18 protein-coding genes are annotated in these 18,919 nt (G+C 68.5%); 10 read left to right on the top strand and 8 right to left on the bottom strand.

Going from position 1 to position 18,919, the window contains the following annotated elements; translation table 11 throughout:
- Nucleotides 1-91 precede the first annotated feature (91 nt).
- Nucleotides 92-1,042 carry an Lrp/AsnC family transcriptional regulator gene (locus ACFTSF_RS22180; protein WP_380155598.1) on the top strand — a complete coding sequence of 317 codons (951 nt, stop codon included), beginning with the start codon at nucleotides 92-94 and terminating at the stop codon, nucleotides 1,040-1,042.
- Nucleotides 1,043-1,052: 10 nt separating this feature from the next.
- Entirely contained in the window at nucleotides 1,053-1,670 is a 618-nt protein-coding gene (locus tag ACFTSF_RS22175) for an HAD family hydrolase (RefSeq protein ID WP_380155597.1), read from the top strand.
- 3 nt (nucleotides 1,671-1,673) lie between these two features.
- Here ACFTSF_RS22175 and ACFTSF_RS22170 read toward each other — a convergent pair whose 3' ends face one another.
- A complete protein-coding gene (locus ACFTSF_RS22170; protein WP_380155596.1) occupies nucleotides 1,674-2,801 on the bottom strand; it encodes a hypothetical protein in 1,128 nt (375 codons plus the stop codon).
- Nucleotides 2,802-2,806: 5 nt separating this feature from the next.
- Nucleotides 2,807-4,075, bottom strand: a complete 1,269-nt coding sequence (locus ACFTSF_RS22165) for a C39 family peptidase (RefSeq protein WP_380155595.1) — start codon at nucleotides 4,073-4,075, stop codon at nucleotides 2,807-2,809.
- Nucleotides 4,076-4,234: 159 nt separating this feature from the next.
- On the opposite strand from ACFTSF_RS22165, the gene def reads away from it, so the two are divergent.
- From def to ACFTSF_RS22145, 4 genes are read left to right on the top strand one after another with little or no spacing between them, the layout of a single operon-like run.
- Nucleotides 4,235-4,783, top strand: coding sequence for a peptide deformylase (gene def, locus ACFTSF_RS22160; protein WP_344146160.1), 549 nt, complete (start codon nucleotides 4,235-4,237; stop codon nucleotides 4,781-4,783).
- Between the two features lie 22 nt (nucleotides 4,784-4,805).
- Nucleotides 4,806-5,732: a methionyl-tRNA formyltransferase gene (gene fmt, locus ACFTSF_RS22155; RefSeq protein WP_380155594.1), complete on the top strand. Its 927-nt coding sequence runs from the start codon at nucleotides 4,806-4,808 to the stop codon at nucleotides 5,730-5,732.
- Nucleotides 5,725-7,104 (top strand): RsmB/NOP family class I SAM-dependent RNA methyltransferase, encoded by a 1,380-nt coding sequence (locus ACFTSF_RS22150; protein WP_380155593.1) that lies wholly within the window; start codon nucleotides 5,725-5,727, stop codon nucleotides 7,102-7,104. The genes fmt and ACFTSF_RS22150 overlap by 8 nt, the downstream gene beginning before the upstream one ends.
- A gap of 58 nt (nucleotides 7,105-7,162) precedes the next feature.
- Nucleotides 7,163-8,155: a DMT family transporter gene (locus ACFTSF_RS22145; protein ID WP_380155592.1), complete on the top strand. Its 993-nt coding sequence runs from the start codon at nucleotides 7,163-7,165 to the stop codon at nucleotides 8,153-8,155.
- On the opposite strand, the gene ACFTSF_RS22140 is transcribed toward ACFTSF_RS22145, so the two are convergent.
- On the bottom strand, nucleotides 8,152-9,117 hold the full coding sequence (locus tag ACFTSF_RS22140; RefSeq protein ID WP_380155591.1) for a DMT family transporter: 966 nt from the start codon (nucleotides 9,115-9,117) through the stop codon (nucleotides 8,152-8,154). The genes ACFTSF_RS22145 and ACFTSF_RS22140 overlap by 4 nt on opposite strands.
- 122 nt (nucleotides 9,118-9,239) lie before the next feature.
- Here ACFTSF_RS22140 and ACFTSF_RS22135 point away from each other — a divergent pair, with 122 nt between their 5' ends.
- From ACFTSF_RS22135 to ACFTSF_RS22120, 4 genes are read left to right on the top strand one after another with little or no spacing between them, the layout of a single operon-like run.
- A complete protein-coding gene (locus ACFTSF_RS22135) occupies nucleotides 9,240-10,436 on the top strand; it encodes a cysteine desulfurase-like protein (protein ID WP_380155590.1) in 1,197 nt (398 codons plus the stop codon).
- A gap of 28 nt (nucleotides 10,437-10,464) precedes the next feature.
- A complete protein-coding gene (locus ACFTSF_RS22130; RefSeq protein WP_380155589.1) occupies nucleotides 10,465-12,027 on the top strand; it encodes a hypothetical protein in 1,563 nt (520 codons plus the stop codon).
- Nucleotides 12,024-13,247 (top strand): ROK family transcriptional regulator, encoded by a 1,224-nt coding sequence (locus ACFTSF_RS22125; protein WP_380155588.1) that lies wholly within the window; start codon nucleotides 12,024-12,026, stop codon nucleotides 13,245-13,247. The genes ACFTSF_RS22130 and ACFTSF_RS22125 overlap by 4 nt, the downstream gene beginning before the upstream one ends.
- A gap of 9 nt (nucleotides 13,248-13,256) precedes the next feature.
- The gene (locus ACFTSF_RS22120; protein ID WP_380155587.1) at nucleotides 13,257-14,525 is read left to right on the top strand and encodes a glycoside hydrolase family 125 protein; all 1,269 of its coding nucleotides are present in this window, start codon (nucleotides 13,257-13,259) and stop codon (nucleotides 14,523-14,525) included.
- Here ACFTSF_RS22120 and ACFTSF_RS22115 read toward each other — a convergent pair.
- From ACFTSF_RS22115 to ACFTSF_RS22095, 5 genes are all read right to left on the bottom strand, one after another.
- Nucleotides 14,518-15,363, bottom strand: a complete 846-nt coding sequence (locus tag ACFTSF_RS22115) for an ABC transporter permease subunit (RefSeq protein WP_380155586.1) — start codon at nucleotides 15,361-15,363, stop codon at nucleotides 14,518-14,520. The two genes, ACFTSF_RS22120 and ACFTSF_RS22115, sit on opposite strands and share 8 nt — an antisense overlap.
- Nucleotides 15,353-16,273, bottom strand: coding sequence for an ABC transporter ATP-binding protein (locus ACFTSF_RS22110; RefSeq protein ID WP_344146127.1), 921 nt, complete (start codon nucleotides 16,271-16,273; stop codon nucleotides 15,353-15,355). Before ACFTSF_RS22110 ends, ACFTSF_RS22115 begins: the two co-directional genes overlap by 11 nt.
- Before the next feature lie 97 nt (nucleotides 16,274-16,370).
- Nucleotides 16,371-17,036 (bottom strand): response regulator transcription factor, encoded by a 666-nt coding sequence (locus ACFTSF_RS22105; protein ID WP_344146124.1) that lies wholly within the window; start codon nucleotides 17,034-17,036, stop codon nucleotides 16,371-16,373.
- 35 nt (nucleotides 17,037-17,071) lie between these two features.
- The gene (locus ACFTSF_RS22100; protein ID WP_380155585.1) at nucleotides 17,072-17,728 is read right to left on the bottom strand and encodes a response regulator; all 657 of its coding nucleotides are present in this window, start codon (nucleotides 17,726-17,728) and stop codon (nucleotides 17,072-17,074) included.
- Nucleotides 17,725-18,879: a sensor histidine kinase gene (locus ACFTSF_RS22095; protein WP_380155584.1), complete on the bottom strand. Its 1,155-nt coding sequence runs from the start codon at nucleotides 18,877-18,879 to the stop codon at nucleotides 17,725-17,727. Before ACFTSF_RS22095 ends, ACFTSF_RS22100 begins: the two co-directional genes overlap by 4 nt.
- Between the last annotated feature and the right edge of the window lie 40 nt (nucleotides 18,880-18,919).

Here is an 18,919-nt window from a genome sequence, read left to right as displayed (position 1 = left end):
ACGGTCGCGGTTCACTCATCATCCGTTCCAGTCAGGCAGATGAATGTGCAGAGATCTTCCCTCGGAGAGCGCTCTGCGTGATGATCTTTCCATGCTGGACGAGATCGATCGCGCCTTGATCCACGCGCTGCAGCTCGCCGGCCGAGCGCCGTACAGCCGCATCGGCGCGGTGCTCGGGGTATCGACGCAGACCGTCGCGCGGCGCTACCAGCGGCTGCGCGCCGAGGCCGGCCTGCGCGTGATCGGGCTGCCTGACCCGCATCGGGCCGGCCGCTCCCAGTGGCTCGTCCGCCTGACCGCGACACCGCGCGCCGCGCAAGATCTCGCGAGCGCGCTCTCTCGCCGTTCCGACACCAGTTGGATCAAGCTGGCGTCCGGCGGTACCGAGATCGTGGCCATCGTCCACACCACGCCGGCCGACGGTAACACCCTCCTGCTGCACGACATCCCGCGGACCGCGGGCATCACCTCGGTCTCCGCCCACTACCTCCTGCACCTGTACGTCGGCGGTCCGACCGCGTGGGGCGCTCGGGCAACGACGCTCACCCAAGATCAGGAGAGAGCGCTTTCTCACCCGTTCCCAGGCAGCACAGCCGAGGTTCTCCCGACCGATCGGAAACTGCTGACCGCCCTCGGCGCCGACGGCCGCGCCACCATCGCCGATCTCGCCAACCAGACTGGCTGGGCACCGGCCACGGTCACCCGGCGCCTCGCCGACCTCGAGGCGAGTGGCGCGATCTTCTTCGACGTGGACGTCGACCCGAACGCCTTCGGCGCAACTACCGCCGCCATGCTCTGGCTGTCCGTCCCGCCCGCGCATGCCGACGCAGTAGCCCGAGCACTCGCCAAGCACGACGAACTCGCCTTCGTCGCCGCCACCACCGGCCGGACGAACCTCGTGGCCCACGCTCTCTGCCCGAGCCCCGACGCGCTCCACACCTACCTGACCGAACGCGTCGGCGCGATCGAACCCATCACCGCCCTCGAAACCGTGCCCGTCCTGCGAACAGTGAAGTCAGCCGCTCCCGCGAGTGCCACGTAGGGTTGCGAGCATGACTGAGCGGACGATCGACGCGGTGGTGTTCGACATCGGTGGGGTGTTGCTGGACTGGAGTCCGGACTACCTGTACGCCGACCTGATCCCGGATGAGCAGCAGCGGACGCACTTCCTGACCAACGTCGCGACCCGGACGTGGAACGCGCAGCAGGACGCGGGCCGGACCTGGGCCGAGGCGGTCGCCGAGCTGGCCGGCCAGCACCCGGAGCACGCCGAGTGGATCGAGGCGTACGACACCGGCTGGCTCAAGATGGTCAAGGGCGTCTACGAGGACACGGCCGAGCTGCTGACCGAGATCCGCTCGCTCGGCCTACCGACGTACGCGCTGACCAACTTCTCGCACGAGAAGTGGGAGGTGGCGCAGGAGGCGTTCCCGATTCTGACCACGTTCGACGGCGAGGTCGTCTCCGGGACCGAGCAGACCGTCAAGCCGGGCGAGAAGATCTACCGGATCCTGCTGGAGCGCTACAAGCTCGACCCGGCGCGAACCTTCTACACCGACGACATGCAGCACAACGTCGACGGCGCCCGCGCGGTCGGGATGATCTCGGAACGCTTCACCGGCGCCGCCGATCTCCGCGTACACCTCCGGAACCTCGGCCTAGCGGTCTGACGCTCAGCTCGCAGGAGCGGAGATGGCTTCGGTGTACGTCGGACTCGCGGACAGATCGGCGGCTTCGACGTACACCGTGTTGTCCTGGCAGGTCATCGGTGTGAGCGCGATCCCGGGTTTCCCGGTGTAAATCCGCTGCGGTTTGGCCAGCCCGGCCGTCCACCGGTTGATCTGGAACGACTCCTCGCCGCTCGCACCGACCGTCCGCGTCTCCCACAGAATCCAGTTGCCGCAGGCAAGGATCGTGTCGGTCGCCACCGCGCCGAGCGCGCGGGCCGGGGCGTCCGCGGACTCCCGCAGATAGGCCTTGCTCTGGTACTGATCCGGATCCGACGCAGCCACCTCGGACCAGATCGTCGCGCCGCCCACCGAAGCGCCACTCCACTGGATGCACTTGGTTGCCGCTGGCACCGGCCGAGCCGGACCGCCAGACAACGACGCGATGAGCACCCGCTTGCACCGGCCGGCCGTCTCCGGCGCGGTGATCTCGCTGAACGTCACCGAGTCCGCCGACACCACCGGATCGGCGATGTACCCGGGCGCGGCCACGCACGCCACCGTCCGGGACGACAACTCGGCCAGCGATGCGACGACCAGGCACGACCGGTTCTTCGCATCAGTCGAGCTGTAGGCGAACGTTCCGTCGTACGCGCCGATCTCCGGTTCCGAGACGCGCGGGAGCTTGCCGATCCCACCGACGCGACCGGTGCCCAGGTCATACCGGACGACTCTGATCTCCGGGTCGGATCCCTCCGACCGGATGTCCTCGATCAGCGCCCAGTTGTCGTCGATCACGACCGGCGACTGTGCGACGAAGCCCTTGGCGGGGACGTGCCGCACGATCACCTTCTTCCGCGACTTGTCGGCAATCGTGGTGGTGCCGGCCTCGTCGCTGCCGCGCGTCACGACGTACTTGCGCTGCTGGGTGACGAGGTGCTGCCCGTCGACCGGCTGCCGCAGCACCTTCGCCCAGACCGGTACGGCGGTGTTGGTCTGGGCCGGCGGCGTCGCCGAGCTGGGCGGCGGCGGGGGAGTGCCGACCGGCGGCTTCCCGGACGTGTTGTCGGAGGACGAGCAACCGGCCACACCCAACAGAAGCAAGACGCCGACGGCAACGGTGGTACGACGCATTCAGGTCACAGTCCGATGTTCTGGAAGGAGTTGGCCAGCGTCGCGTTGAACAGGGCCGAGGCCGGGATGTTCTTCGGTCCGTCGGTGACGTTGCCGCGACTGTTGAAGCGGCGCTCGTTGAACACCTCGAAGATCGCGATGGTGCCCTTGGCCCGGTCGTACCCACGGCCGACCTGGTAGTGCCCGCTGTGGTTGAAGGCGAGGTACGGGAAGTACCGCTTGAGCAGCTGCACGTGCTCGATCACCGGCGCCGGCTTGTCGTCACCGAGGTGCTTCTGGTGCACGGTGAAGAACTTCTGCGTGTTCCAGTGCGAGACGTTCTGCACGATGTAGGTGCCGGCGGCAACATCCCAGTCGGTCTTCAGGTTGGTCTGCTTCACCATCGCGGTGATCCCGGTCCCGGAGCTGGTCGACCCGAGGTCCTTGGCCCATGACTTCTGGGTGTCCTTCTGCCGGTCGTCGGCCCAGTCGATCGACTGGAACGTCGCCGGACCGCACCAGAACCCCTTCTCCTGCGAGGTCTGGAAACCCCTCATGATGTACGCCGACTTCGGCAGCTTCACCACCTGCACCGGCGGCTGCGGACCCGGGGTCGGCACCGGCACCGTTGGCGTGGTTCGCGTCGGTGTCGCGGTCGGCGTGGGAGTCGGTGTCGGTGTCGGGGTGGCATCGGAAGCCGTGCGCTCGTCCGCGGAGGCGTCGAGCAGCCGAAGTGCACGCGCCTTCTCCCGGCCTTCCCACGCGGCCTTCATCTCGTCGAGCTCGGCATCCACCCGCTCGCTCCGAGGCAACGCCGCCCGCTCCGCCACAAAGGACTGCGGTGTCTGGTCGCCAGTGTCGATGTCCTGCTCAACGCCGTCGTCGGCGTTCGCCGAGACATCGGGCGCGGTCACCGTCTCCTCGACCTGCGCGCCGGTCGGCAGTTGGTCCACGAACCCGAGCCCGAGGCAGTAGTTCTCCTCCTCGAGCTTGAAACACCGCAGCATCGATGCGGCCTGCGTCGAGGTGTCCGAGGCCTGCAGATCGTCCGGTGACGTCTCGACCACCTGCTCGCTCAGCTCGCTCCACGACTCCGCGGCCGGGGGCGTCGCAACCGTCGTACTGGCTGGCTCCGGTCCAGGCGGTGAAACGGTCGGCAGGATCGTCGGCGTACTTGTGGGAGCAGGTCGGGCCAGCTCCGGGTCGCGGGGCTGATAGGCGGAAGCGTTCAGTGGCGCCTGGGTCAGAAGTGCACCCAGGACGATCAGAGTGGCCCCCCGTGCTGCTGTGCGCATTGTGTCTCCCGTTAGGCGTGGGACGACAGTGACTGTAGGTACGCCTGGGACCACAGTACGTGTTTGAGGCAACTAACGGGAGCCCCCTCCGGGCCCTGGCCTCGAGGCCAGGCGCACTAGACTTGCTCAGTCCTGGTCAGTGAACGTTGTGGAGAGTCTGTGTCGGTCCAACCCATCCGCCTGTTCGGCGACCCCGTCCTGACCACCAAGGCGGTACCGGTCGTCGACTTCGACGCCGAACTGCGCCGCCTGGTCGCGGACCTCGCGGACACCATGCAGGCAGCGCCCGGTTCCGGCCTGGCCGCGCCGCAGATCGGCGTCGGACTGCGCGTCTTCACCTACCACGTCGACGGCGAGCTGGGTCACCTGGTGAACCCCGAGCTCACCCTGTCCGACGACGAACAGTTCGGCCCCGAGGGCTGCCTGTCCATCCCAGGCCTGTATTTCGACTGCCGGCGCGCGCAGTCCGTGATCGCCCGCGGCTTCAACATGTACGGCGATCCCGTGGTGATCGAGGGCTCCGAATACCTGGCCCGCGCGATCCAGCACGAGACCGACCACCTGGATGGCATCCTCTTCGTCGACCGCCTCGACACCGCAACCCGCAAGCAGGCGATGAAGGCGATCCGCGAAGCCGAATGGTCCGGCCTCTCCGGCCCACCGCAGATCAAGATCTCCCCCCACCCCACGAACGGCTTCGGCCTGTGAGCTCCGCGAACGGATTTGCCCTGTGAGAGTCGTCTTCGCCGGTACGCCGGAACCCGCCGTGACCGCTTTGCGCGCGATCGTTGCCAGCCGCCACGAACTCGTTGCCGTGGTCACCCGTCCGGACGCGCCGGCCGGGCGCGGGCGCAAACTGGTCGCGTCGCCGGTCGCGCAGTACGCCGAGGAGCTCGGTGGGATCGAGATCCTGAAGCCGGTGAAGCCCAGCGACCCGGAGTTCCTGGCCCGGCTCGCCGAGATCGCGCCGGATTGTTGCCCGGTCGTCGCGTACGGCGGTTTGTTGCCGCAGGCAGCGTTGGACATCCCGGAGCACGGCTGGGTGAACCTGCATTTCTCGGTTCTGCCGGCCTGGCGTGGTGCCGCGCCGGTGCAGCACTCGATCATCGCCGGGGACGACGTGACCGGGGCCAGCACGTTCCGCATCGTGAAGGCACTCGACGCCGGCCCGGTGTTCGGCGTACTGACTGAGCCGATCGGGCCGACGGACACGTCAGGCGACCTGTTGGCACGGCTGGCCGAGTCGGGGTCGAAGCTGCTCGTGGACACGCTGGACGGGATCGAGGACGGGATCCTTCAGGCGCAGGAGCAGCCGGCCGACGGTGTCTCGCTGGCGCCGAAGATCAACGTCGAGGACGCCGAGCTGGACCTGACCGCGCCCGCGCTGCGCGTGGACCGGCTGGTCCGCGGCTGCAACCCGGCGCCGGGTGCATGGACGACCTTCCGCGGTGAGCGGCTCAAGGTGCTCGCGGTTTCGTTGACCGATGAGGAGCTGAAGCCGGGGGAGATCAACGCAACGAAGTCGAGCGTCCGCATTGGTACCGGCAGCAAGGCGGTCGAGTTGCTGACCGTCCAGCCGCAGGGCAAGAAGCCGATGGCCGCCGCCGACTGGGCCCGCGGGATCCGTCTGACTGAAGAGGACAAACTCGGTGAGTGACCGTACGCCGCGCAATCGGGATCCGCAGAAGAAGGCGGACAAGGTGCGGCAGGTTGCCTACAAGGTGGTCCGCCAGGTCACCTCCGAGGGCGGCTACGCGAATCTCGTGCTGAACAAGGCGCTTCGCGACGCTCGACTTGCCGGTCGCGACGCGGCGTTCTGCACCGAGCTCGTGCACGGCACGCTGCGCTGGCAGGGCACGTACGACGCCTTCCTGGCGCGCTGCGTCGATCGTCCGCTGAACGAGCTGGACCCGGAGCTGCTCGACATCCTCACCCTCGGCACCCACCAGCTGCTGCGAATGCGCGTCGACTCGTACGCCGCCGTCGACGAGATGGTCACGCTGACCCGGGTCATGATCGGGCACAAGCGCAGCGGCCTGGTGAACGCCGTACTGCGCAAGATCAGTCAGCGCACGTTCGACCAGTGGATCGACGCGGTCGCGCCGTCCATCGAGGAGAACCGGCTTCTGCATCTTGCGGTCGCGAAGGCGCATCCGACCTGGGAGGTCGAGGCGTTCGCGCGACTGCTGGGTGACGACGAGCTGGAAGATCTGCTCGACGCCGACAACGAGCCGCCGCGCGTCACCCTGGTCGCGCGACCCGGGCTGTCCACGGTCGACGAACTGATCGAGGCCGGCGCCAGCCGCGCGAAATGGTCGCCGTACGCCGCTGTTCTGCAAAGCGGCGGTGATCCCGGCCGGATCGCGGCCGTGGCGACCGGTCGGGCCGGTGTTCAGGACGAGGGCTCGCAGCTCGTCGCGCTCGCGTTGGCGAACGCGCCGATCGAGGGTTCCGACACCGAGTGGCTCGACCTGTGCGCGGGTCCGGGCGGGAAGTCGGCGTTGCTCGCGGCGCTGGTCGAGAAGCGCGATGGCGCGTTGACCGCGGTTGAACCGCTCGAGCACCGGGCCGAGCTCGTTCGCGCGAATCTTCGTGCGATTCCGGGTGATCACCAGGTGCTGGTCGGGGACGGTACGAAGCCGACCTGGGCGGATGGTTCGTTCGACCGCGTGCTGGCCGACGTACCGTGCAGTGGACTCGGTGCGCTTCGCCGTCGGCCGGAGGCCCGCTGGCGTCGTACGCCGGAGGATGTCGAGGAGCTCCGACCGCTGCAGGAGGATCTGCTCGATTCGGCGATCACGTCGGTCCGCTCGGGTGGAGTCGTTGCTTACGTCACCTGCTCACCGCATCCGGACGAGACCCGTGCAGTCGTCGACGCCGTCCTGGCCAAGCGGGACGACGCGACTCTCGAGGACGCTCGGGAGCTGTTCCCGGACGTGCCTGAACTCGGCGACGGTCCCGACGTACAGCTGTGGCCGCATCGGCAGGGCACCGACGCGATGTATCTGGCGCTGATCCGCCGTAGCTGAGCGCCCACTTGCTGGACCTGCTGTCAGGTGCATCAGATGGAACGGTCATGATGGTCTGGTGACTGTTATCGCTAACCGCCCCGAAGTCTCGGCCCGTCGGCAGCAAGCAGCCGGGCTGGCCGCCGCCTTCGGCATCGGGGCGTTGTTCGCGATCCAGTCCCGGCTGAACGGCGGACTGGGCGAACTGCTCGACGACGGGATCCCGGCCGCGCTGATCTCCTTCGGCAGCGGCTCGGTGATCCTGGCGATCGCGGCGGCCCTCGTCCCGGGAATCCGCCGTTCGCTCGGCAACGTCTGGCACGCCATCCGCGACCCACTGAACGCCGGCGGTCTGCGCTGGTGGCAGTGCATCGGCGGCCTCTGCGGCGCCTGGGTGGTCTCGGTGCAGTCGATCACCGTGCACGTGACCGGTGTCGCGGTCTTCATCGTTGCGATGATCGCCGGGCAGGCTGGCAGCAGCCTCGTCGTCGACCGCCTCGGCTTCGGCCCGGCCGGCCGCCAGGAGTTCACTACCCTGCGAATCGTCGGCGCCGCCATCGCGCTGGTGGCCGTCGTGCTCGCGGTCTCCGAGCAGTTCGGTCACGCGAGCGGTCTCCTACTCGCGATCCTCCCAGCCCTCGGCGGTATCGCAACCGCAGTCCAGCAAGCCATCAACGGCCGAGTAGCTCAAACCGCCGCAGGCGGCCCGTACGGCGCCGTCGCGGCCGGCGCAATCAACTTCGGCGTCGGCTTCGTAGCCCTGGTGGTCGTCTTCGCCATCGACCTAGCCCTCCGCGGCGCCCCCAACGCCCTCCCGAGCAACCCCTGGCTCTACCTCGGCGGGGCCTGCGGCGTCATCTTCATGAGCGTCGCCGCAGCCGTCGTCCGCGTAGTAGGCGTCTTCGTCCTCGGCCTAGGCACCATCGCCGGCCAACTAGTCGCCAGCCTCGCCATCGACCTCCTCGCCCCCGCCGCCGACAAGGCAGTCACACTGCCAGTCATCGCCGGCACCATCCTCGCCTTCGCCGCCGTCGTAGTAGCCGCCATCCCCAACCTCCGCCGCCGCAGCTAGGGGCTGACCGCCTCCGGGGTGCCGACCACCGGCTTCGGCTTGGTGCGGAAATTGAAGACGCCTTGGGAGATGGCGACGCCGAGGAGGACGACTAGGCCGCCGACTGGTTGGTACCAGGTGATGTGTTCGCGGAGGACGATGACGCCGACCAGGATGGAGAAGATCGGCATCAGGTAGGTGACCATCGCGGAGCGGCTGGCGCCGATCAGGCGGATGTTGCGCATGCTGAGGACGAAGGCGATGCCGCTGCCTAGGGCGCCGAGGGCCAGGACGCTGCCGAGGACCTCGATGGACAGGGACCAGGGGGCGGGCGGGGCCTGGCGGGTGACCAACGGGGCGACGATCGCGAGTTGGAGCATGGCGCAGAGCAGCAGGGTTGCCGAGAGGGCGGTTCCGGAGATGCTGCTGCCGGCGAGGAAGCGCTTCTGGTACGGGACGGCGATGCCGTAGCACACGGCGGCGAGCATGCAGAGGATCTGGCCGGTCAGGTCGGCGCCGCCGCTGACGTTCCAGGCGCCGAGGACGACGAGCATGCCGACGAAGCCGACCACCAGGCCGAGGCCGCGCTGCAGTGAGAAGAGCTCGGTGCGGAAGATCAGTACGGCGATCGGCAGCACGACCAGCGGGGTGATGCCGTTCCAGATGCCGGCGAGCAGGGACGGGATGCGCTCCTCGCCGTACCCGAACAGGGTCCACGGGATGGCCGAGCCGACCGCGCCGACCACGAAGGAATGCGCCCACAGGCGGCGGTCGCGGGGGAGTGACTCGCGCTTGATCGCCAGGAAGACCAGCAGCACAATCGCGCCCGCGGTGACCCGGCCGAGGGCCAGGTAGAGCGGCGGCAGTTCCCGGACGCCGACCGAGATGAACAGGAAGCTGCAACCCCAGATGGCGGCCAGGGTCAGCATGGTCGGAAGCCAGGCTCGCGTCGGAACCTTGTCAGTAGTCGTCGGGGTGCTCACTCCTGACATCCTGCACCACGTCACCGACAATTCGTACTGCGATTTCCGGATCCGGGCACAGGTTTGTCCGGACACGGGCACGCGCTGGCTCAGAACCGGTTCGGCGGGAGAGGATGACGTGCATGGGTGCCTTCGATGTCATTGCGGTCCGCAAGCAGTTCCCGGCACTCAGTGAGGGCGCCGCGCATTTCGACGGCCCTGGTGGTTCGCAGACCCCGCAGGTGGTCGCTGACGCGGTCTCGGCCACCCTCACCTCGGCGCTCGCGAACCGCGGTCAACTCACGCCTGCCGAGCGTCGCGCCGACGGCATCGTCCACGACGCCCGTACGGCGATGGCCGACCTGCTCGGGTCCACCGCCGACGGCATCGTGTTCGGCCGCAGCATGACCCAGCTGACGTACGACTTCTCCCGCACGCTCGCCAAGGCCTGGGGCCCCGGCGATGAGATCGTTGTCAGCCGTCTCGACCACGACGCGAACGTCCGCCCCTGGGTCCAGGCCGCCGAGGCTGCCCAAGCGACGGTCCGCTGGCTCGAGTTCGATCGCGAGACCTCGGAGCTCGACGACCTCACGCCGTTGCTGTCCGACCGCACGAAGTTGGTGGCCGTCACCGGAGCCTCCAACCTGCTCGGCACCCGGCCAGACACCGAGGCCATCGCGACGCAGGTCCACGAAGCCGGCGCCCTCCTATATGTCGACGGCGTGCACCTGACCGCCCACGCCCCGGTCGACACGTCGTACGCCGACTTCTACGTCTGCTCGCCGTACAAGTTCTTCGGCCCGCATCTCGGGGTGCTGACCGCGCGTCCCGAGCTGCTCGAGACGCTGCGCCCGGACAAGCTGCTCCCCGCGACCGACGTCGTACCGGAGCGGTTCGAGCTGGGGACCCTGCCCTACGAACTGCTCGCCGGTACGACGGCCGCTGTCGACTTCTTGGCCAACCTCGGCGGCGACGGTGCAACCCGCCGCGAGCGGCTGAACGATTCGCTCGCCCTGGTCGAGGCCCACGAGGACGCCCTCCGCGACGACCTCGAAGCTCGGCTCCAAGCGGTCCCCGGCCTGGTGCTCTACGGTCACGCAGCCCGCCGTACGCCGACCCTGCTGTTCACCCTGGACGGTCACACCCCCGGCGAGGTTGCCCAGCATCTCGCCGCGGCCGGAGTGAACGCCCCGGCCGGCACGTTCTACGCCTACGAACCCGCCCGCCACCTCGGGCTCACCGACGGCGCGGTCCGCGCCGGGCTCGCGCCGTACACGGACCAATCCGACGTGGACCGCCTGGTCGAGGGCATCTTGACGCTCGTCGGCCGCACTAACTAAAGTCAATGGGGAAAGTCGAGGGGGTCGAGTGAGGGAACCCAGCGCGGTCTTCGTCCAGCGCGACGACGACCTGATCGAGGCCCGGCGGGACGGCACTTGGTCGGCCGCCGGTATCGACGTCGGCTGGAACGACGGCACGGTCGAGGTCACCGCCGACACGATCACCCGCGTCGCCCTCCGCTGGCGTGAACCCCTCAAACCTGACGCCCTGATCCTCGGCGACGCCTGGGAGCGCTCGTACGGCGACCTCCAGTGGCGGCATCAGCAGCCCGAACGCCTGCTCCCGTGGTACTTCCTCGTCCACGACCCAGCCACCGGCCGCACCACCGGCGCCGGGGTCGAGGTGCAGCCGAGCGCCTTCGCCGCCTGGACTGTCGACGCCGACGGTTTCACCCTCTGGCTCGACCTCCGCAATGGCGGCGGTCCGACCAGGCTTAACGGCCGGACCCTCACAGCAGCTACCGTCAAAGCATTCGAACACGGCGGCACCCCCTGGCAGACCCTCCACGCAGCGGTCGCCACCATGAGCTCCCGACTGCCGGCGCGACCTGAGCCCGCGCCGGTGGTCGGGGCCAACAACTGGTACTACGCGTACGGCGAGAACTTCGACGAGAAGGCCGTCCTCACCGACGCCGCCACCATCGTCGAGCTCGCCGACGGCCATCCGGTCAAACCGTTCAGCGTGGTCGACGACGGTTGGTACCCGGGCGGTATCGCCTCCGGCGGACCGTGGGACCATGGCATCCCGGGCGTCTTCGACGACCTCGCCGGTACGGCGGCCGCGATCGCGGCGATCGGCGCCCGGCCCGGACTGTGGTTCCGCCCACTCCTGGTCCGCGAGCCCGGCCGCCACGCCAGTTCTGGTCCGCACGACAAGCCCGGCCGGGCCCTCGACCCGTCGTACCCGGACGTGCTGGACCTGGTCCGCGCGGACCTGACGAGGTTCAAGGACTGGGGTTTCGAGCTCGTCAAACACGACTTCAGCACGTACGACGTCTTTGGTGCGTTCGGCCCCGCGATGGGCTCGCGGCTCACCGACAGCGGTTGGCAGTTGCACGATCCGAGCCGGACGACGGCCGAGATCGTGCTCGCGTTCTACCGCGCGATTCGCGACGCGGCGCAGGACGTCGTACTGATTGGGTGCAACACAGTCGGCCACCTCGCGGCCGGGCTGGTCGATGTGCAGCGGACCGGCGACGACACGTCCGGGCGCGACTGGGAGCGAACCCGCAAGATGGGCGTCAACACGCTCGCGTTCCGGCTGCCGCAGCATGGACGGTTCTTCACCGTCGATGCCGACTGCGTGCCGTGTACGCCGCAGACTCCCTGGGAGCTGAATGAGCGGTTCCTCGATCTGATCGCGAGGTCGGGTACCGCGTTGTTCCTGTCGATCGATCCATCAGCTCGCACCGAGCGCACGGACCGGGCGCTGCGGGCCGGGATCCGGCTGGCGCTCGACGGCGGCGACGCCGGCGGGATCGAACCAACCAACTGGTTGGTTAACACGACCCCGACGCAATGGCGCAGTGGGGCAGGCACGATCCAGTACGACTGGTCGCAGCCCTGGGGAGTGGACCCGATCTCAGGATGAGCATCCGCAGGGGGACGAATCTCGATCGTGTCGGTGGGTACAACGACGCAGTGGTCCTGGACGCGATTCGCCGCAGCGCGCAGCTCAGCAGGGTCGAGCTAGCCGCGGCCACCGGCCTGTCCGGGCAGGCCATCTCGAACATCATCCGCCGACTGCTCGACGCCGGCCTGGTCCGCGAAGCCGGTCGCCAGAAGAGCACCGGCCTCGGCAAACCGCGCACCCTGCTGGAACTCGAACCCGGCGGCCAGTACGCCGTAGGTGTCCACCTCGACCCCGCGGTCGTCACCGTCGTACTGCTCGACCTGACCGGGGGAGTCGTCGCCCGCCGCCAGCTCGCCCCGCCCGAGGACGACGATCCGGACGTGCTGATCGCCGCCATCGCCGACACAGTCGAAGCCGTCATCGACAAATCCGCAGCTCTACGCAGCCGCGTGATCGGCGTCGGCATCGCTGCCCCCGGCCCGATCGACGCCGAGCGCGGAGTCGTCGTCGACCCACCAAACCTGTCCGCCTGGCATCTGGTGCCGTTGCGGGACGAACTGCGCGAGCGAACCGGCATGCCAGTCCTGCTCGACAAGGACGTCACCGCGGCCGCCGCGGCCGAGAAGTGGGTCAGCGGACCAGGCAACTTCGTCTTCTTCTATCTCGGCACCGGTGTCGGCGCCGGCCTGGTCCTCGGCAACGAGGTGGTCCGCGGCTCGTCCAGCAATGCGGGCGAGATCGGTCATGTGATCGTCGACCCGGACGGCCCGCTCTGCTTCTGCGGCCGCCGGGGTTGCGTCGGCGAGACCAGCCGACCGCGGTACCTCGTGCACCAAGCGGTCCAGGCCGGAGTACTTGCCCAGAGCATCGACCTCGACGACCGCCAGGCGGTGGACGCCGCCTTCACCAGGCTGTGTACGCTGGCCGCCGCCGGGCCCGGGGCCGCGGCCGAGATCATCACGGCACTGGCCGAGCGGATCGCCAAGGTGGTCGAGGACGTGGCGAACCTGCTCGACCTGGACCGCGTGGTCTTCGGCGGCCCGTACTACGAGCAGCTCGCCCCGCTGCTGACCGACCGGGTCCGGGCCGCTGTGCAGAGCCGCTTCACGGTCCGCACGATCCACGGGGTCGAAGTCACCGGTACGGCGCTCGGCGCGGATGCCGGGGCGATCGGAGCCGGCAGCCTGGTGCTGGACCACACGTTCTCGCCGGAACGCGAACTCGTTGCTGAAAGGTAGATGGAGAAGATGATCGATCCCGACGTGCTGGCCGGTGCTACCGAGAAGGTCCGCGCGGCCAGTGGGGACGACGTGATCGCGGAGATGTTCCGGCGGTCGATGGCCGAGAACCTGCCGGCCGTGGCCGAGCGGTTGCCGGACGGTACGACGTTCGTGCTGACCGGCGACATCCCGGCGATGTGGTTGCGCGACTCCGCGGCGCAACTGCGCCCCTACCTGCTGCTGTGCAAGGACGATCCGGGTCTGCAGGACGTGCTGATCGGCGTACTGCACCGGCAACTGGAGTACGTCGTACTGGATCCGTATGCGAACGCCTTCAACAAGGAGGCGAACGGCGCCGGGCACACGACCGACGAGACCGAGATGTCGCCGTGGGTGTGGGAGCGCAAGTACGAGATCGACTCGCTGTGCTTCCCGCTCGACCTGGCCTACAAGCTGTGGCGGATCACCGGCCGTGCCGACGTGATCGACGCGCGGTTCCGCCCGGCGGCCGAGGCGATCCTCGAGCTGTGGACGGTCGAGCAGGATCACGAGGCGCGTTCGCCGTACCGGTTCCAGCGGCACGACGACCGCCCGTCCGACAGCCTGGTCCGCGGCGGCCTCGGGCGACTCACCCAGCCGACCGGGATGTCGTGGAGCGCGTTCCGGCCGAGTGACGACGCCACCGATCTCGGGTTCAACGTGCCCGGAAACATGTTCGCTGCCGTCGTTCTGGGCTACCTGCAGGAGATCGCGACCGAGGTCTTCGGCGACGAGTCGCTGGCCGCGCGCGCCAAGGAGCTCAAGGCCTCGATCGAGGACGGGATCGCCCAGCACGGGACCGTCGACCACCCGGAGTACGGGCGCGTCTACGCCTACGAGGTGGACGGGATGGGTGAGTCGCTGCTGATGGACGACGCCAACATGCCGTCGCTGCTGAGCGCTCCGCTCTCCGGGTTCGCCGCGCCCGACGACCCGACGTACCTGGCGACCCGCAAGCTCCTACTGAGCCCGGAGAACCCCTACTACTACACCGGTACGGCGGCCTCCGGCATCGGCAGCCCGCACACCCCGCCCCGCTACATCTGGCACATCGCCCTTGCTGTGCAAGGCATTTCGAGCACGTCAGCGGAGGAACGCCAGCAGTTGCTGGAGCTCCTCCGCGACACCACCGGCGGCACCGGACTCATGCACGAGGGTTTCGACGTCGACGACCCGACCCAGTTCACCCGCGAGTGGTTCTCCTGGGCCAACGCGATGTTCTGCGAACTCGCCCTCGTCCACGCCGGCATCAGCTGACGTCTCGCCGCCTCGTCGTCCACGCGGCGACTCCGGCAAAGATCAGGCAGTAGGCCAGCAAGGTCGCGAGGGCCCGGCCGCCGTCGACCGCATCCCGTACGCCGGGAGGTGCGTCGCCGGTGGCCATTCCGGTCACCGCGAAGACCAGCGAGCCGGCGTTGGCCCCAGGTAGTGCGTTGGACAGGAACTTGAGGTCGGGCAGCAGGCTGTTGACCACGCCGGCCAGCAAGGTCTCGATGCCGAGGATCCACACCACGCCGAGTCCGATCGGCAGCGCAACGTTGCGGAAGGCAACGGCCAGCGCCGCGCCGGCCAGACACCAGGTCATCAGGACCAGCCAACCGCCGGCGAGTCCTTGCAGGATGTCTGTGATGCCCGGCCAACTCATCGATCCGCCTTCTGCCGCTGCGATTCCGATACTGCACAGGGCGCAGGCAGTGAAGATCCCGAGCACCCACAGCGCGATCATCGTGGCGAGCCCGAGGAACTGGGCACCGAGGATCGAGGCGCGCCCGGGCCGCTGGGTGAAGATCGTCTTCAGCGTGCCCCAGGTGTACTCGCCGCCGATCACGATCGCGCCCAGGACCAGCGCGAGCGCACCCGCGAAGATCGGGTAGCCGCCGATCGTGTTGTCGATGACTCGTGCCGGGAGCATCCCGGCCAGGATCGCGTCCCGGGGGACGCCGGTGGTCTGTGGATTCTGATCGCCGGTCGCATAGCCCAGGTAGGGGAGTAGGTAACCGAAGATCAGGCTCAGGATCAGACCGGCGCCGAACAGTACCCAGACCGCGGAGCGCTTGCGGAGCTTCAACAGTTCCGCGCGATAGCTACCCAACATCAGCCTTCTCCTCACTGGTCGTCAGCTCGAAGAACAGGTCCTCGAGAGCGCGTTCGGTGCTGTGCAACTCGGACACGGCGACCCCGGCCTCGACGAGAACCCGGTTCACCTCGGCCGCCCGCCCCGGATCCACTTGCACCCGGAGCGTTTCGTCGTACCGGTGCACGGCGTTCGTGCCGAGCAGCTTGGTCAGTACGGCGTACGCGGCCGGCTGCGGTTCGGCGCGAACCAGGAGTTCCTGGTTGCCGAGCAGATCCTCGACGTTGTGCTCGGCAACCATCCGGCCGGAGTCGATGATGCCGACCCGGTCGCAGATCTGCTGAACCTCGCCGAGGAGATGGCTGGACAGGAGGACGGTGCGTCCGTCGGATCCGAGTTCACGGATCAGCCGGCGCATGTCGCGCATGCCTGCCGGGTCGAGCCCGTTGGTCGGCTCGTCCAGGATCACCAGCTCCGGATCCTTCAGCAGGGCGGCCGCCACCCCGAGCCGCTGCTTCATCCCCAGGGAGTACGTCGAGAACCGGTCGCGGGCGCGATCCCGCAGATCGACAAGCTCCAGCACCTCGTCGATCCGCTGCCGAGGCACCTCGGCGTACTCGGCGAGCAACCGCAGGTTGTCCAGCCCGGACAGATACGGATAGAACGCGGGCGACTCGATCATCGACCCCGTCTTGCCCAGTACGTCGGGACTCCCCGGCCGCCCACCCAGCACTTTGATCGTCCCGGTGGTCGGCGCGATCAGCCCGGTCAGAATCCGCAGTGTCGTGGTCTTCCCGGCGCCGTTCGGCCCGAGGAACCCGTACACCTCACCCGGCAGGACCGTCAGGTCGACACCGTCGACCGCGAGCGTGTCGCCGTACCTCTTCGTCAGGCCGATCACCTCGACCAGTGGAACCCCTGTCTCGTTCATGACAACGAGACTGCCGGTAGACGCACCTGTTCCGCGTCGGCTGCCGGGAGTGACCGCGCCTACCTCCTGCGGAGTAGGGCGGACCGCCCCGTCTGCGTCAGCCCAGCCACCCCGGCCGGACGAGCCCGGTCTGATACGCCACGACGACCAGTTGCGCACGATCGCGGGCCCCGAGCTTGATCATCGCCCGGCTCACGTGCGTCTTCGCAGTCGCCGGACTGAGCACGAGCCGCTCGGCGATCTCGTCGTTCGACAGACCTTCACCGACCAGCGCGACGATCTCCTTCTCGCGCTCGGTCAGTACGTCGAGCTCATTGCTGGCATGCGGTTGCCGGCTCCGGCTCGCGAACTCCGCCACCAGCCGCCGCGTCACCCCAGGCGAGAGCAGCGCATCCCCCCTCGCGACAACTCGAACCGCCTGCAGCAGTTCGACCGGCTCGGTGTCCTTCACCAGGAACCCGCTGGCCCCGACCCGCAGCGCCTCGAACACGTACTCGTCCAGGTCGAACGTCGTCAGGATCACGACATGGACGTCGGCCAGCGACTCGTCCGCACCGATCATCCGGGTCGCGGCCAGCCCGTCGGTCCCCGGCATCCGGATGTCCATCAGCACGACATCGGGCTTCTCGGCCCGCGCCACGGCGACCGCCTCGGCGCCGTCGGACACCTCACCGATCACGGTGATGTCGTCCTCGGCGTTCAGCAACGCCCGGAATCCGGCCCGCACCAACGCCTGGTCATCCGCCAGCAACACCCTGATCATGCGGTCACGTTAATGCTTCCGCCGGGCCATAGCGATCAGGCGAGTCCGGCGTCATGTGCCAGCAGCGCGATCTGAGTGCGGTTCCCGAGCTCCAGCTTGGTCAGGATGTGCGAGATGTGCGCTTTCACCGTCGCCAGGCTCATGTACAGCTCGGCGGCGATCTGCGCGTTCGCCTTACCCTGCGCGACCGCCAGCATCACGTCGTACTCGCGGGGTGAGAGCCGTTTCAGCGACTCCTGCGCGATCGTGTGCGCGTCGGCCTGGGTGGCGGCGCGGTCCATCAGCCGCCGGGTGATCGCGGGGGAGAGGATCGGGTCCCCGGCCGCAACCCGTCGTACGGCGTCGACGATCTGGGCCGGCGGCGTGTCCTTCAGCAGGAACCCGCTGGCCCCGGCGCGCAGCGCGTGCAGCACGTTCTCGTCAGTGTCGAACGTGGTCAGTACGACGACCTCGGGCGGATTCGGCCGCGCCCGCACCCGCTGGGTCGCGACGATCCCGTCCACCCGCGGCATCCGCAGATCCATCAGCACCAGGTCCGGGAAATGTGCGTCGACCGCCGCCTGCACCTCATCCCCATCGGCGGCCTGCCCGACCACCGAGATTCCGTTGGCCCCGTCCAGCATCATCTCGAGACTCGCCCGAACCAGGGCATCGTCGTCCACCACCAGTACCCGGATGATCGGCTCACTCATGTCGGCCACGGTAGCGAGGCAGCGAGTCGGAACCCGCCACCGGGCTCCGGCTGATGATCGAGCGTCCCGCCGGCCAGCTGCACGCGCTCGGTCAGCCCGACCAGCCCGGTCCCGCTCCCCGGTGCCAGCGGTACGCCGTTCGATCCGGGATTGGTCAGCTCGATCCGCAACCCGGTCCCGGGCCGACCGGTCACGGTGACGGTCACCGGATGCCCGGCCGCGTGCTTGCGAGCGTTGGTCAGCCCTTCCTGCACAATCCGGTACGCCGTTCGTCCGGTTGCCGGAGGCAATGACATGGCGTCGGCCACCTGTTCGTCGTACACGACCGTCGTCCCGGCCGCTCGCGATTCCTCCACGAGCCCTTGAACATCCCCGAACGTCGGCTGCGGCCGCCCGCCCGGTCCCTCCTCGATCTCGGTGTCGCGCAGCACGCTGATCACCTCGCGCAGCTCGTCCAGCGCTTGATGCACGCCGGTCCGAATCACCCCCGCAGCCTGCGCCAACTTCTCCGGCGACGAGTCCGGCCGGTACTCCAGCGCCCCGGCATACGTGGCCAGCAAGGACAATCGATGCGCCAGTACGTCGTGCATCTCCCGAGCCATCTTGGTTCGCTCAAGCGTCCGCGCCTCCGCGACTCGGCGCCCCTGCTCGGCCTCCGCCCGACGCGCCCGATCCAGCAGCGAATCGAACAACTGCTGCCTCGCCTGGGTCCACAATCCCCAACCCAGCAAGGCCGCATGCACCGCGACGTCCAGTACCGCGAACCAGAAGAACGGCAATCCGGCAACCGGCCGCCATGCTCCCTGCACCAGATGCGCGACGATCTGAATCGCGGTCACCGCGATTGCCGTTCGCTGCGGCATCCGCAGTGCGATTCCGATAGTTGCCGCCGTACTGGCTGGTGTCCCCGCTGGTGACAACATCACTAGGAACGCCATCCCGAGCGCCGTGGGTACGGGGTGCCGCGGCAACAGCACCATCAACGCGGTGCTGACAAGACCCACCGCAACATCGAGCACCACCCGCCGCGGATGGTTCGGGTCCGCCATCCGCCCGATGATCGTCATCGCCGTCAAGAAGCCAATGGCGACAACCATCCAGGGACCCCAGGCCAACCGCCGCCCCGTCGGCGGACAGTCCTCAGTTTCCATGCCCAGACCCTAAGCCGCCGTCCGTCCAGCCACCACCGAC

The organism is Kribbella sp. NPDC056951, assembly GCF_042674205.1.
GTDB lineage: Bacteria > Actinomycetota > Actinomycetes > Propionibacteriales > Kribbellaceae > Kribbella > Kribbella yunnanensis.
The sequence above is the reverse complement of the archived record's forward strand: the minus strand, read 5'-3'. Positions and strand labels throughout refer to the sequence as shown.

Coding starts and splice junctions, on each gene's coding strand:
- ACFTSF_RS22180 (WP_380155598.1), top strand. CDS start 92: ATGCTGGACGAGATCGATCGCGCCTTGATCCACGCGCTGCAGCTCGCC.
- ACFTSF_RS22175 (WP_380155597.1), top strand. CDS start 1,053: ATGACTGAGCGGACGATCGACGCGGTGGTGTTCGACATCGGTGGGGTG.
- ACFTSF_RS22170 (WP_380155596.1), bottom strand. CDS start 2,801: ATGCGTCGTACCACCGTTGCCGTCGGCGTCTTGCTTCTGTTGGGTGTG.
- ACFTSF_RS22165 (WP_380155595.1), bottom strand. CDS start 4,075: ATGCGCACAGCAGCACGGGGGGCCACTCTGATCGTCCTGGGTGCACTT.
- ACFTSF_RS22135 (WP_380155590.1), top strand. CDS start 9,240: ATGGGTGCCTTCGATGTCATTGCGGTCCGCAAGCAGTTCCCGGCACTC.
- ACFTSF_RS22125 (WP_380155588.1), top strand. CDS start 12,024: ATGAGCATCCGCAGGGGGACGAATCTCGATCGTGTCGGTGGGTACAAC.
- ACFTSF_RS22120 (WP_380155587.1), top strand. CDS start 13,257: ATGATCGATCCCGACGTGCTGGCCGGTGCTACCGAGAAGGTCCGCGCG.
- ACFTSF_RS22115 (WP_380155586.1), bottom strand. CDS start 15,363: ATGTTGGGTAGCTATCGCGCGGAACTGTTGAAGCTCCGCAAGCGCTCC.
- ACFTSF_RS22110 (WP_344146127.1), bottom strand. CDS start 16,273: ATGAACGAGACAGGGGTTCCACTGGTCGAGGTGATCGGCCTGACGAAG.
- ACFTSF_RS22105 (WP_344146124.1), bottom strand. CDS start 17,036: ATGATCAGGGTGTTGCTGGCGGATGACCAGGCGTTGGTGCGGGCCGGA.
- ACFTSF_RS22100 (WP_380155585.1), bottom strand. CDS start 17,728: ATGAGTGAGCCGATCATCCGGGTACTGGTGGTGGACGACGATGCCCTG.
- ACFTSF_RS22095 (WP_380155584.1), bottom strand. CDS start 18,879: ATGGAAACTGAGGACTGTCCGCCGACGGGGCGGCGGTTGGCCTGGGGT.